Source organism: Mesorhizobium sp. M0184, assembly GCF_040322215.1.
In the GTDB taxonomy this organism is placed as follows: domain Bacteria; phylum Pseudomonadota; class Alphaproteobacteria; order Rhizobiales; family Rhizobiaceae; genus Mesorhizobium.
The window spans coordinates 245,131-258,521 of the sequence record NZ_JAMYSZ010000004.1 but is presented as its reverse complement, the minus strand read 5'-3'; the positions used below and the strand labels follow the sequence as shown (position 1 = coordinate 258,521).

The window sequence follows — 13,391 nt, the reverse complement described above, 5'->3', positions numbered from 1 at the left end:
ACTTCGTGACCAGGCCCAGCATGATCAGTCGAACATGCGCTTGCGCGTCGCTTGGGAACTTTCCCTTGATAAGTCTATCTATTTTATCTATTTTAGATAAAGAAAGGAGGGCGTGTGATGCGAGTGACTTCAACGGAATTCCAGCAGAATGTCGGACGCTTTCAGGATGCCGCCCAGCGCACGCCGGTTGCAATCACAAAGAATGGGCGGACCCATACAGTACTCCTGTCAGCGGCTATGTTCGAGGTTTTGGTCAGAGGACGGGTCGCCCGCCCGGTCGAGGAATTGGACGACGAGACGCTGAACGCCATCGGCGAAAGCGCCGTCCCGACCCAATACGGCGGACTTGATGCGGTGCTCAAAGACTGGAAGCCGTGAGCCTCCCAAAGCCTATCCCCGGTCTGGTGATTTCCTATTCCTACCTCTGGGCGAGGAAAACAAAAAAGGCGCGGAGGAAGGCCGCAAGAGCCGGCCCTGCGCAATTGTCGCCGCCCGTCGCATCGTGGAGGGGCGTGAAGTTGTAACGGTGGTTCCGATTACCCACTCAGCTCCGGCTGATCATGCGGATGCAATAGAAATACCTGCGCCACTCAAAACCCACCTCGGTCTCGACGATATGCCGTCGTGGATCATCGTGACCGAGATCAATGAATTCCTTGGCCGGGTCCCGATTTGAGGCCCATTCCAGGGACGAAGCCGTCCCGCTTTGATTACGGCATGCTGCCGCCGCGCTTCTATGCCCATCTGCGCGACCGGATTTTGCAGGTCCACACAAGCCGCGCCCTGCACCGGACTCGCCGAACAGAGTAGCTGAATGCGATGGAAACACCGTCCGTTCGCAGTTGGGCCGATCTGGTGATTCAGGCGTCGACGCGCACATAAGTCTCCGGCGGCTCGCACCGCCGGAGCGTTATCAATTCTCACTGCATGCCGTCACTGCCATCATTGCCCTCGCCGTCCCATTGGCGGTGACCGCCGGGACCCTTCGGCAGTTCGTTCTTCTCGATTTTCCCGTCATTGTCACGGTCGAGCATGGCGAAGACCTTCTTCTGGCGGGTTGTGATGTCATCGGCGGTCAGCGTGCCGTCGCCCTTGGTGTCGTAACGGGCGATGATGCGCCTGGCCATCTGCTCGAAGCGTGCTTTCTCCAGCGCGTCGGCGAGCTGTGCCACGGTCAGCTTGCCGCCATTGTCGGCGACCATCTTCTTCAGCCGCGCGTTCATGGCGTCGGAGAACTGGTCGAAGGTGATGGTGCCGTCATTGTCCTTTATGACCTTGCCGAGGCGCATCATCATTCCGTCGCGCGGCCCGGCCCCGGAGTGCTCGTCTGCATAGGCAGCGGTGCCGACGGCGCCGGCCAGGGCTGCGAAAACGAGTGCAAGTCTGGTTGTCTTTCTCATGGTCTTCTCCTGTTGCATCGTCACCCCCGATGCTAGAGCGGCGGACCTTCAATCCCCCGCTCTATCTCTTTGATTGAACATCGGAACCTCCCAAAGCAGGTCGCAATTTTGGGCCCGATGCTCTCGCCCGTACGGCTGGTTGCCGTCACGGTTGTTTCGCACGAAGCAGAAGGTCGAAATCCTTTCTGACCTTCTGCGACGTCTCCCCGACATGCGCTTCAAGCACCCCGAAATCCGGCAGGTCGGTGACGGCCAGAAGCAGATCCGAAAGCCCTGGCGGAACGTCGTCGCGTTCGAACGCGCCGGTGAGGCAAAGCCGTATCATCTGGGTCAGCGCCAGATAGAGCGAATAGGCATCCACCAGTTCCTGCCTGACCTGGGCGCTGGCGAAATCCGGCGCCAGGCGCGACAGGACCTCAGCCGTGCCGGTGGCCCTGCGGCCGGCTTCGATCTTTCCGGTGATCAGCGCAATCTGGGCAATGAATTCGAGATCGATGAGGCCGCCCGGGATCAGCTTGATGTCCCAGGGATCGCGCGGCGGCTTCTCCTTGTCGACCATGGCGCGCATCTCGGATGCCTCGGCCATCACCTTGGCTGGATCGCGCGGCAGAGCGAGCACTGCGGCAACCTCTCCCTCGACCTCGCGGCAGAGCTTGGCATCGCCGCCGATCGTGCGGGCGCGCGCCAGCGCCATGTGCTCCCATGTCCAGGCGTCCTGGCGCTGATATTTCTTGAAGGCGTCGACATGGGTGGCCACCGGCCCCTTGTTGCCGGACGGCCGCAGGCGAAGGTCGAGCTCGTAGAGCACGCCCTCGGCGGTCGGCGCGGAAACGGCGGCGATCAGCCGCTGTGTCAGCCGGCTGTAGTAATGCGAGGGGGCAAGCGGCTTGTCGCCGTCGGACTCCTCCGCATCGGCGTCGTGATCGTAGAGCAGGATGAGGTCGACGTCGGAGCCCGCCGTCAGTTCGCGGCTGCCGAGCTTGCCCATGCCGAGCAGCGCGACCCGGCCGCCGGCAATATAGCCATGACGCAAAGCGAATTCCGCCATCACCGCCTGCAATGCCGCCTCGATGGTCAGGTCGGCGAGATCGGAAAAAGCGCGGCCGGCGCGCGGCGGGTCGATCGACCCGGCAAGCAGCCTGACGCCGATCAGGAATTTTTGCTCCGAAGCAAAGATGCGCAGCCGGTCGAGCACGTCTTCATAGGCTCTGTCGCCTTCGAGGAAGGCGGCAAGGCGCGCCGACAGATAGGCGCGGTTTGGCAGTTCGCTCAGCAGCGCCGGATCGAGCAGCCCATCGAAGACATGCGGCCGGCGCGTGATGATGGCGGCCAGCCGCGGTGCCGCGCCCATGATAGTCGCCATCAGCTTCAGCAAAGCCGGATTCGACTGCAGCAGCGAAAACAGCTGGATGCCGGCAGGCAGGCCGGCAAGGAATTCGTCGAAGCGGATCACTGCCTCGTCCGCCCGCCGCGTCTGGCCGAAGGCTTGCAGCAGCGCCGGCGTCAGTTCGGTCAGCCGCTCGCGCGCTTCCGCCGACCTGGTGACGCGGTAGCGGCCGAAGTGCCAGCCGCGGATAACCCGGCAGATGTCGCTCGGCCGCTGGAAGCCGAGCCGCTGCAAGGTCTGCAAGGTATCGGGATCGTCGACGTCGCCGGTAAAGACCAGATTGCCGATGCCGGCCGAAAGCTCCGGCGCGGTTTCGAACAGCGCTGCATAGTGGCGCTCGACCTGGTGCAGCGCCGCGCGGAACGTTTCGGCAAAGCCTGCCGCATCGGCAAAGCCCAGCATGCGGGCGACGCGCTCCAGCCCCTCTTCGTCCTCCGGCAGGATATGCGTCTGCTGGTCGGCAACCATCTGGATGGCATGTTCGACGCGGCGCAGGAACCAGTATTGCCTGGTGAGCGCATCGCGCGCGTCGACGGTGATCCAGCCGCGCGCGGCGAGCTCGCCGAGCATCGGCACGGTCTCGCGGCCGCGCAGTTCGGGAAAGCGGCCGCCGGCGATGAGTTGCTGGGTCTGGACGAAGAACTCGATCTCCCGGATGCCGCCGCGGCCGAGCTTGACGTTGTGGCCTTTGACCGCGACCTCGCCATGGCCCTTGTGGGCGTGGATCTGGCGCTTGATCGAATGGACGTCGGCAATCGCCGCGTAGTCCATGTATTTGCGCCAGATATAGGGCTGCAGTTCCTTCAGGAACACGGCGCCGGCAGCAACATCGCCGGCCACCGGGCGCGCCTTGATCATGGCGGCGCGCTCCCAGTTCTGGCCGCGCGCCTCATAGTAGCGCAGCGCCGCCTCGACCGGGATCGCCAGCGGCGTCGAGCCGGGGTCGGGACGAAGCCTGAGATCGGTGCGGAAGACATAACCATGCTCGCTGCGGTCCTGGAGAATGCGGACCAGCCGGCGGGTCAGGCGCGAAAACAGCTCGGTTGCATCGAGCGGATCGACGACAGCTGGCGCATCGGGGTCGAAGAAGACGACGAGGTCGATGTCGGAGGAAAAGTTCAACTCATGCGCGCCGAGCTTGCCCATGCCGAGCAGGATCCAGCCCGAGCGTCGCGCCGGATTTTTGGCATCCGGCAATCGGAGCTTGCCTTGCTCATGCGCGTCGCGGAGCAGGAAATCGACGGCCGCACGCGTGCAGGCGTCGGCAAGGTCGCTCAGTCGCCGCACCGTCAGGGAGGTCTCGGCTTCGCCGGCGAGATCGGCCAAGGCGATCAGGAAATGCGCCTCCGCCTTACATTGGCGCAGCTCCATCATCAGGCTGCTTTCGGAGACGGCCTGTACGCGTGCTGCCTTGTCGACCGCGGCGCCGATCGATGACAGCCGCGCCTCGACGCTCCCGTCGAAAAGCGCATCGAGTATCCGCGGCCGGCGGCGCGCGGTATCGCGCAGGAACGGCGACAGGTCGAACACGGCGGCGAGGAAATCCTGGACGACCCCCTTGCCTGCCAAGAATTTCGCCAGTCGCGGCAGTTCTTTTTGCCGCGCGGCGTCGGCGATCTCCGACAATTCCTGCCTGGCGCGGCTTGCATCCAGCGGAACGAGCTTTATCGCCGGCTTCAACAGCCAGTCCGTTTCGAGGCGTCGCACTGCCATCCTCGCCACCATCAGCGATCCTCCCGCCCGGGAAAACTCATGACGACCGACAATCCGGGATTGCCGGGCAGAAGCTCAAGCCGTCCATTGTGGAACGTCACGATCGCCTTGGCGAGGCTCAAGCCAAGGCCGGAACCCGGTTGCGAGCGGCTCTTTTCCAGCCGCACGAAACGCTCGGTCACCCTGGCGCGGTCGACATCATCGGGAATGCCCTGGCCGTTGTCGGAGACGGCGAGTCTGATCTCGCTACCGACACGCTCCAGCGTCACGCGAACCGTAGGCCTGGAGGTCGAGTCGGTCGAATATTTGATCGCGTTGTCGACGATGTTGGACAGCGCCTGGCCAATCAGCTCGCGATTGCCGTTGACGGCGAAGGAACCTTGCACCGAAGTTTCGAGCGTCACGCCCGCCTCCTCCGCTACCGGCTCGTAGAGTTCGACGACGTCGTGCACGGCAGCGGCCAGATCAACCCTGGTGGTGCTTTCCGAGGAATAGCCGGCTTCCAGTCGCGAGATCATCAGGATGGCGTTGAAGGTCTTTATCAGCTGATCGGATTCGGCGATCGTTCCTTCCAGCGCCTGCCGGTAGTCGCTGGTGTTGTGCTTGCCGGAAAGCGTCGCCTCGGCGCGATTGCGCAGCCTGGTCAGCGGCGTCTTCAGGTCGTGGGCGATATTGTCGGAGACCTGCTTCAGGCCCTCGTTCAGCGTGGCGATCCTGGCCAGCATGGAATTGAGGTTTTCCGACAGCCGGTCGAACTCGTCGCCGGCGCCGGTGACCGGCAGCCGGCCGGAAAGATCGCCGCCCATGATACGGCGGCTCGCCTCCGACACGCTGTCGATGCGCTTCAGCGCCGCGCGCCCGACGAAGAACCAGATCAGCAGCCCGCCGACGCCCATCATGCCGAGCGCCAGCATCAAGGCGCGGCGAATGACGGCGCGGAAGCGCTCCGGCTCGCCGAGGTCGCGGCCGACCAGCATGATCATCTGGTTGGGCAGGCGCAGCACCAGGGCAATGGCGTTGTGGCCTTTCTCGCCTTCGGCCTGGACTTCGCTCTGGGCGGGCTCGTTCGGGTCGGAGACCGGGTTGCGCTGCCGCTCGAGCTCGCCCTCGCCGAAGCGGCGGTATGAGAACGGTTCGGTGGTCCAGCCCTCGGCCTCGATCACCCCCGGCTCCAGGCTCTGCACGTTGCCGGTCAGGATCTGGCCGTTGGCATCGGCGATCAGATAGAGATTGGCGCCGGGCTGGCGGGAGCGCTGCTCGACGACACGGACCAGCAGCGGCAAGCCGCCGCGCTGATAGGCGCGGGCGAGGCCGAGCACCTCCTCGTTGATCGTGTCCTGGGTCTGGCCGGTCAGCATGCGCGCCGACAGCGAGGTCATGTAGAACACGAGCAGCACCGCGCAGATGGCGAACAGCAGGAGGTAGAGCGCCGAAAGCCGCGCTGCCGTCGTCTTCATGATGGCCGGCACGGAAAGAGTCATGGGGTTCTAGCCGCTTTTCAGCATGTAGCCGGCGCCGCGAACCGTGTGCAGGATCGGCTTGTCGAAGCCCTTCTCGATCTTGCCCCGCAGCCGCGAGATATGAACGTCGATGACGTTGGTCTGCGGATCGAAATGGTAGTCCCAGACATTCTCGAGCAGCATGGTGCGCGTCACCACCTGGCCGGCATGGCGCATCAGATATTCGAGCAGGCGGAACTCGCGCGGCTGCAGCGTTATCTCGCGCCCGGCGCGGCGCACCGAGTGCGACAGCCGGTCGAGTTCGAGATCACCCACCCGGTAGACGGTTTCGGCTTCCCTGGCGCTAGCGCGGCGGTTCAGCACCTCGACGCGGGCGAGCAGTTCGGAAAAGGCGTAGGGTTTGGTCAGATAGTCGTCGCCGCCGGCGCGCAGACCGGTGACCCGGTCGTCGACTTCGCCGAGCGCCGACAGGATCAACACGGGCGTCGTATTGCCTCTGGACCTGAGCCCGGCAATGACCGACAGGCCGTCGCGGCGCGGCATCATGCGGTCAATGACCATGACGTCATAGTCGCCGGAATCGGCGAGCGCGAAGCCGGTTTCGCCGTCGCCGGCGACATGGGCGGTATGGCCGGCCTCGGCGAACGCCTTCTGCAGGTAGTCGGCTGCCTCGCGATCGTCTTCTATGACGAGAATCTTCATAGAACCGTTATACGCGATTTCGCTGGAAGATTGAGTGGCCGGCATATGCATCGTGGCCTTCTCCATGGCGTATCGCGAACAAAGTGATTCAGGGATACGCGGTAAGTCTTTGTTTTAGCATGTCGTAGCCTAAAACTGCTTCACGCCTTGAGCGGCATGTTCGAGCGGCAGCGGGCGATGGGAAGCCCGCTGCCGCTGGGGCGGAACACGATGACTGACTAGCGTATTCAGGCCCTTGCTTTCCCGTGCGGCGGCTCGGGGGTGTTGAAAACCGCCGCACCGGAAAAGTCGAACCGGTCGTCAGCCCTTGGCGACAGGCAGTGCGACGAAGCGGTTGCTGTCGTCGCGGGTGATCTGCATCAGCACCGCCCTGCGGCCGGACTTCACCGCGTCGGCCATCGCCTTGTCGACGTCGCCGGTGCCGTTCACTTCCGCCGAATTGACGGAGGTGATGACGTCGCCGGGCTGGATGCCGCGATCGGCGGCATCGCTGTCGGGGTCGACATCGGTCACCACAAGGCCCTTGCCATCGTCAGACTTGGTGACGGTCAGGCCGAGATCGGCGAGCGTGTCGGTCTTCGGCGCGGGGGCAGGCTGCTGGTCGGCCGAGGCCTGCTTGTCGCTCGACGGCAGCTTGCCGAGATCGACCTTAACCGCCTCGCTCTTGCCGTTGCGCCACACCGTGACATCGACAGATTTGCCGGGCGGGTAAGCACCGATCAGACGGGCGAGTTCCTTCGGCGAAGCAACGTCCTTGCCGTCCACCTGGGTGATCACCTCACCGGCGGTGATGCCGGCCTTCTTGCCGGGACCGTTGTCCTGCGCGCTGGCAACGAGCGCGCCCTTGCCGGACCCAAGGCCAAGCGACTCGGCGATTTCGGGCGTGACCGGCTGGATTTCGACGCCGAGCCAGCCGCGCTGGACTGTACCGTTCTTCATCAGATCCTGCACGACCTGCTTGGCGGTCGAAGCGGGAATGTCGAAGGCAATGCCGACGCTGCCGCCCGAGGGCGAGAAGATCGCGGTGTTGATGCCGACGACCTGGCCGTTGAGGTTGAAGGTCGGGCCGCCCGAATTGCCGCGATTCACCGAGGCGTCGATCTGGATGAAGTCGTCATAGGGGCCGGCGCCGATATCGCGGCCGCGGGCCGAAACGATGCCTGCGGTAACCGTGCCGCCGAGGCCGAACGGATTGCCGACAGCCACCACCCAGTCGCCGACGCGAACCTTGGAATCATCGGCGAAGTCGACATAGGTGAACTTGCTGCCGTCATCGACCTTGAGCACGGCAAGATCGGTGCGCGGATCGGTGCCGATCAGCTTGGCGTCGAGTTCCTTGCCGTCATTGGTCACCACGGTGAAGGCGGTGCCCTCCTCGACGACATGGTTGTTGGTGACGAGATAGCCGTCATCGGAGATGAAGAAACCGGACCCTTGCGCCACCGGCCGCGGCTGGTCGTTGTTGCGGTCACGGTGTCCAAAACGGCGCATTCCGTTCGGGCCCTGATCGCCGCCTTGATCGCCAAAGCCGCGGAATTCGCGGAAGAACCGGCGCAGCTGCGGGTTGTCGGGAAGATTGCCTAAGCCGTCCTCGTCGTCCATCTGGCCGGAACCGTCATCGGCCGTCGACTGGATCTTGGCCTTGACGCGCACGCTGACGACCGCCGGCGAAACGCGCTCGACCACATCGGCGAAGCTCGGGACCTGCGGTGCCTCGACACGCACGGCGTCGGCCAGCACCGGGGCTGTCCCGGTGGCAACAGCACCAAAGCCGATCGCGCCGGCAATGGCCAGGGATGCGGCTGCGGCCAGAAGGCGTTTGCGGGTGCGTAGATATGAATTGGGGGCAACATTCATGGTTCTCGTATCCTCTTTTCAAGGGACGCCCCTTGATTGGCATCCTCGACAAAGGAAATAGAGGGCCGCACATTACGGCGCCATTTCCGGTACATGAAACTTTCGTAATGTATCGATCAATCGCGGCGGAGCATCTTGTCCAGCGCCGCCTGTTCCTCGGCAGTTAATGCAGCGGTCACCGTCGAACGGCGCGAACGGGCGGCCAGCAGGATGAATGTCCCGCCAACGAGCAGCAGAAGAACTGGCGTCCCCCAGAGCAAAACATTGCGCAGATTGAAGCGTGGCTTCAGCAGCACGAATTCGCCGTAGCGCGAAACGACATAGTCCATCACCTGCCGGTCGGTATCGCCGGCGACCAGGCGCTGGCGCACAAGGATGCGCAGGTCGCGGGCGAGGTCGGCATCGGACTCGTCGATCGACTGGTTCTGGCAGACCATGCAGCGCAGGCCTTCCGACAAAGCGCGCGCCCTCGCCTCGAGTGCCGGGTCGGCGAGCACCTCGTCGGGCTTGACCGCCTGCGCGGCGCCGGCGAACAACAGCGCCAGCAGCAGGACCAGCGAGGCCAGCGTGACCCTTTTCATTGCGGGCTCGCCGATGGCACGCCGGCCGCAGCCTTGCGGCGCGACGGTGCGCCGACGCGCAGGCGGCGGTCGAGCAGCGACATCGCCGCGCCCGCCATCATCACCAGTCCGCCGCCCCAGATCAGCGTCACCAGCGGCTTCCACCACAGACGAACGACCACAGAGCCATCGCTGCCCTCGTCGCCAAGCGAAAGATAGAGCTGGCTGAAGCCGATCGTCCTGATGCCGGATTCGGTTGTGGTCATCTGGCGCACCGGATATGAGCGCTTGGCCGAGGTGATCTCGCCTGCGACGCTGCCGTCGGCGCCTAGCAGGGCGAAGCGGCCGCGATCCTCACTGTAGTTAGGCCCCTGGGCCGGATAGAGCCCCTCGAAGCGCAGCTTGTGGCCGGACAGTTCGACGGTCTCGCCGGCATGCATCGCCAAGATTTTTTCGGTGCCGAAGCAAAGCGTGCCGACAATGCCGAGCGTTGTCAGCCCGAGGCCGAGATGCGCAAGCGCTGTGCCGAAGACCGAGCGCGGCAGGCCGGCGAAGCGCCTGAGCATGGTGGCGGGCACGACGGTGCCGAAGCCGGATTTGACGGCGAGATCGGTGAGCGCGCCGCAGATCAGCCAGAAGGCAAGGCCGACACCGAGTGCCGCCAACACCGAAGCGCCATCGATGAACAGGGCCGTCACCAGCACGGCGAGCAGCGCCGCCGCGAAAGCCGCCATCAGGCGCTGGGCGACGGCGAAAATGTCGCCGCGCTTCCAGGCGAGGAGCGGCCCGAACGGCACGACGACCAGCAACGGCACCATCAGCGGGCCGAATGTCAGGTTGAAGAACGGCGCGCCGACCGAAATCTTGTCGGCAGACAGGGCTTCGACGACGAGCGGGTAGAGCGTGCCGACCAGCACGGTGGCGGTGGCGGTGGTCAGGAACAGATTGTTCAGGACCAGCGCGCCTTCGCGCGAGATCGGGTGAAACAGGCCGCCGGCCGTCAGCCGGGAGGCGCGCAAGGCAAACAGCGCCAGCGAGCCGCCGATGAACAGCGTCAGGATGCAGAGGATGAACACGCCACGCGTCGGATCGGTGGCGAATGCGTGCACCGAGGTCAGCACGCCGGAACGCACCAGGAAGGTGCCGAGCAGCGACAGTGAGAAGGTCAGGATCGCCAGAAGCAGCGTCCAGATCTTCAGCGCCGAGCGCTTTTCCATGACGATCGCCGAATGCAGCAGCGCCGTGCCCGCCAGCCACGGCATGAAGGATGCGTTCTCGACCGGATCCCAGAACCAGAAGCCGCCCCAGCCGAGCTCGTAATAGGCCCAGTAGGAGCCCATGGCGATGCCGCCGGTGAGGAACATCCAGGCAACCAATGTCCACGGCCTTACCCAGCGCGCCCACGAAGCGTCAATGCGGCCCTCGATGAGGGCAGCGACAGAGAAGGAAAAGCAGATCGAGAAACCGACATAGCCGAGATAAAGCAGCGGCGGATGGATGGCGAGGCCGAGGTCCTGCAGGATCGGGTTGAGATCGCGGCCCTCGATAGGCGCCGGATTGAGCCTGACGAACGGGTTCGACGTCGTCAGGATGAACAGGAAGAAAGTGGCGCCGATCGCTCCCTGCACGGCAAGCACATTGGCCCGGAGCGTCGCCGGAAGATTGCCGCCGAAGACGGCGACGAGCGCGCCGAAGAACGTCAGGATCAGCACCCAGAGCAGCATCGAACCTTCGTGATTGCCCCAGGTTCCGGTGATCTTGTAGATCAGCGGCTGCAGCGAATGCGAGTTCTCCCAGACGCTCTCAACCGAGAAGTCGGAGCCGGCGTAGGCGGTTGTCAGCGCCACGAAAGACAGCGCCGTCAAGGCAAAGCCGGTCAGCGCGGCCGGTGCGCCGACGGCCATCATCTTGTGGTTGCCGGTGCGCGCACCGAACAACGGCACCATCGTCTGCACCAGGGCCAGCGCAAACGCCAGGATCAGGGCGAAATGTCCGGTTTCAACCATTGTCACCGCACCCGCTAGTCACTCTTGCTCTCCTGCCATACGCCCTTGGCCTTGAGGCCGTCGGCCACTTCCTTGGGCATATAGGTCTCGTCATGCTTGGCCAGCACGCTGTCGGCGACAAAGATTCCGTCAGGGCCAAACGAGCCTTCGGTGATCACGCCCTGTCCTTCCCGGAAGAGGTCGGGAAGAATGCCGGTATAGGTGACCTTGACGTCCTTCTGGTTGTCGGTCACCGAAAAGGCGACGGTGGCGCCTTGGCTACGCTCGACCGTGCCTTTTTCGACGAGACCGCCGAGCCTGATGCGCTGGCCCGGCTGAAGGCTGGCGGTGGCCAGATCGGCCGGCATGTAGAAATAGGAGGCCTTCTGGCCAAGCGCATAGAAGGTCAGCCCCGTGGCAACACCGAGAAACCCCAGCCCCGCTGCGATCACCGACAGTCGTTTCTGCTTGCGCGTCATCGTCTACTCCGTCGCCGTCACGCCAAGCGAGGCGGCAAAGGCGGTGAATTTCCTGGCCTGGTCGCTGTCCGCGCCAAAGACGGCGATACCGCGATTGAGCGCATCACGCGCCTGATCTGTCTTGCCCAGCACGGCATAGGAACGAACGAGCTGCATCCACCCTTCCTCGTCGCGCGGATTTTGCCGAAGCCTTTCGTCGAGGCCGGCAACCATGGTGCTGATCATGGCTTGCCGGTCCTGCGGCGACATCGAGGAGGCAGCATCGATATCCTCGGCGGTCGGCCCTTTCGCGGGCGCCTCCGAAGCGACGCTGCGGGCGGCGGATTCGGCCAGCGCCTGCTCGACGGCGCCGCGCCACGGCGAGCCCTGCGGCAAGGCGGCAAGCATCTTTTGCCAGGCCGCCGTGGCTTCAGCTATGCGGCCTTCCTGTGCCATGCCCATGGCGAGATAGAACGAGGCCTTCGGATTGGCCGGATCGAGCTTCAACGCCGCCTCGAAAGCCGCCTGCGCTTCGGCGGAGACAATGCCGCCGGCCGCATTGGCGATCGCCTCGCCAAGACCCGCCTGGCGGGCGGCGCTGTCGCCGTCGAGGCGGATGGCGTTGCGATAGGCGGTCACCGCATCGGCGTATCGCTGCATGCGCAGATAGACCGGCGCCAGCACGTCCCAGCCGCGGCCATCGGATGGGTTGGCCGCCAGGTGCGCCTCGGCGCGGGCTATCAGCTCGTCGACCGAACTGTCGGCGGGGTTCTTGGCCAGGCGTTCGCTGAGCGGCTGCGACGGCAGGTCGGGTGAGCCGAGCTGGCCATAGAGGCCCCAACTGACCAGCGGAACCAGCAGCACGGCCGCCGTCGCCACCAGCCTTGTCGACCGCGACGGCTGGGTCGCCGTGTCGTCGGCGTGGCCGGCATTGCTCAGGCGAAGGATGCGGCGGGCGATTTCGGCGCGTGCCTCTTCGGCCTCCATTGGCTGGATCAGGCCACGCGCCATATCGCGGTCAAGCTCGGCCAGCTGGTCGCGATAGACTTCAAGGTCGTGATCGCCGGCAGCGGACGCGTTCTTCGATCCGCCGGCCAACGGCAGCAGCACCGCCAGGCTTGCGCCCAGCGTCAGGATTGCGGCTATGACCCAGAACAGCATGGCTCTTCCAATAGAACGAGACCCTTGCCCTGCCAACACAAGCGTGCTGCGACGCTTTGGCGGGGGCCGCTCCGATCGATAATGCATGTCGCGCAAAAGTGTGCAGCGGTTTTGCGATAACGACCATGCATCAAAACAAGAACCTAAAGCGCGTCGCATGAGGCCGGTCGAACGCGACGCGCTTTAGTGCCGGACCGGAATCGGCGGATCGACGGCCGGCCAGCTACGTCAGCGGCGTCCAGCTGCCGTCGGCATTGCGGCACGCGGTTCCGCGCGCGGTGGCGCCGGCGGTGCCGGTAAACACCGTATGGGTGTATTGCCGGCAGTCCTGCGAGCCGACGCGATAGGGCTGGGCGGCGACCACTTCGCCGCGATGGGCCGAACCGTCGCTCTTCCAAGCCACTTTCTGGCCGCTCGCCGTGTATTCAAGCGCCTTGTATTCCGCCTCGAGCGCGCTGCGCTTCTCGGTCTCACTCAGGCCGGCGCCGATAGAGCCGCCGACGAGGCCGCCGCCCATGGCGGAGATGATCGTCGTCGCCACCTTGGCGCCGCTGGGGGGCGTCGCGGCCGGCGTCACCGAAACGGCCGGGCCCTTGCCGAGCGTTGTGCAGCCGGAGACGGCGAGCAGGGCGGAAACGAGCGCGACGCGAATCTTCATGCCAATACCGGCTTTCTTGAGCTGGACCGCCGCGCTGTCAGCAGCTGGCG

At 64.7% G+C, this 13,391-nt stretch carries 12 protein-coding genes; 2 read left to right on the top strand and 10 right to left on the bottom strand.

The features are described 5' to 3' along the window. Window positions 1-117 precede the first annotated feature (117 nt). Both NKJ23_RS08130 and NKJ23_RS08125 read left to right on the top strand, forming a co-directional pair. Complete coding sequence (locus NKJ23_RS08130) at window positions 118-378, top strand: type II toxin-antitoxin system prevent-host-death family antitoxin (RefSeq protein WP_352679805.1); 261 nt, start codon at window positions 118-120, stop codon at window positions 376-378. Continuing rightward, on the top strand, window positions 350-676 hold the full coding sequence (locus tag NKJ23_RS08125) for a type II toxin-antitoxin system PemK/MazF family toxin (RefSeq protein WP_352679802.1): 327 nt from the start codon (window positions 350-352) through the stop codon (window positions 674-676). The genes NKJ23_RS08130 and NKJ23_RS08125 overlap by 29 nt, the downstream gene beginning before the upstream one ends. A 244-nt stretch (window positions 677-920) precedes the next feature. Here the strand turns inward: NKJ23_RS08125 and NKJ23_RS08120 are convergent, their stop codons facing one another. The 10 genes from NKJ23_RS08120 to NKJ23_RS08075 all read right to left on the bottom strand — a co-directional run bounded on the left by NKJ23_RS08120 (window position 921) and on the right by NKJ23_RS08075 (window position 13,341). After that, complete coding sequence (locus NKJ23_RS08120) at window positions 921-1,400, bottom strand: EF-hand domain-containing protein (RefSeq protein ID WP_352679799.1); 480 nt, start codon at window positions 1,398-1,400, stop codon at window positions 921-923. 145 nt (window positions 1,401-1,545) lie between these two features. Beyond that, window positions 1,546-4,512, bottom strand: a complete 2,967-nt coding sequence (locus tag NKJ23_RS08115) for a bifunctional [glutamine synthetase] adenylyltransferase/[glutamine synthetase]-adenylyl-L-tyrosine phosphorylase (RefSeq protein WP_352679797.1) — start codon at window positions 4,510-4,512, stop codon at window positions 1,546-1,548. Then, window positions 4,512-5,981 (bottom strand): sensor histidine kinase, encoded by a 1,470-nt coding sequence (locus NKJ23_RS08110; protein ID WP_352679794.1) that lies wholly within the window; start codon window positions 5,979-5,981, stop codon window positions 4,512-4,514. The genes NKJ23_RS08115 and NKJ23_RS08110 overlap by 1 nt, the downstream gene beginning before the upstream one ends. A gap of 6 nt (window positions 5,982-5,987) precedes the next feature. Next, window positions 5,988-6,662: a response regulator transcription factor gene (locus tag NKJ23_RS08105; protein WP_352454335.1), complete on the bottom strand. Its 675-nt coding sequence runs from the start codon at window positions 6,660-6,662 to the stop codon at window positions 5,988-5,990. Between the two features lie 300 nt (window positions 6,663-6,962). Beyond that, complete coding sequence (locus tag NKJ23_RS08100) at window positions 6,963-8,519, bottom strand: Do family serine endopeptidase (RefSeq protein ID WP_352679792.1); 1,557 nt, start codon at window positions 8,517-8,519, stop codon at window positions 6,963-6,965. Between the two features lie 116 nt (window positions 8,520-8,635). Continuing rightward, a complete protein-coding gene (locus tag NKJ23_RS08095; protein ID WP_084641257.1) occupies window positions 8,636-9,100 on the bottom strand; it encodes a cytochrome c-type biogenesis protein in 465 nt (154 codons plus the stop codon). Next, window positions 9,097-11,085, bottom strand: coding sequence for a heme lyase CcmF/NrfE family subunit (locus tag NKJ23_RS08090; protein WP_352449040.1), 1,989 nt, complete (start codon window positions 11,083-11,085; stop codon window positions 9,097-9,099). The genes NKJ23_RS08095 and NKJ23_RS08090 overlap by 4 nt, the downstream gene beginning before the upstream one ends. Window positions 11,086-11,099: 14 nt before the next feature. Beyond that, on the bottom strand, window positions 11,100-11,543 hold the full coding sequence (gene ccmE, locus NKJ23_RS08085) for a cytochrome c maturation protein CcmE (protein ID WP_023677821.1): 444 nt from the start codon (window positions 11,541-11,543) through the stop codon (window positions 11,100-11,102). A gap of 3 nt (window positions 11,544-11,546) precedes the next feature. Next, on the bottom strand, window positions 11,547-12,683 hold the full coding sequence (ccmI, locus tag NKJ23_RS08080; protein ID WP_352679789.1) for a c-type cytochrome biogenesis protein CcmI: 1,137 nt from the start codon (window positions 12,681-12,683) through the stop codon (window positions 11,547-11,549). A gap of 223 nt (window positions 12,684-12,906) precedes the next feature. Further along, window positions 12,907-13,341, bottom strand: a complete 435-nt coding sequence (locus NKJ23_RS08075) for an RT0821/Lpp0805 family surface protein (protein ID WP_352679786.1) — start codon at window positions 13,339-13,341, stop codon at window positions 12,907-12,909. Between the last annotated feature and the right edge of the window lie 50 nt (window positions 13,342-13,391).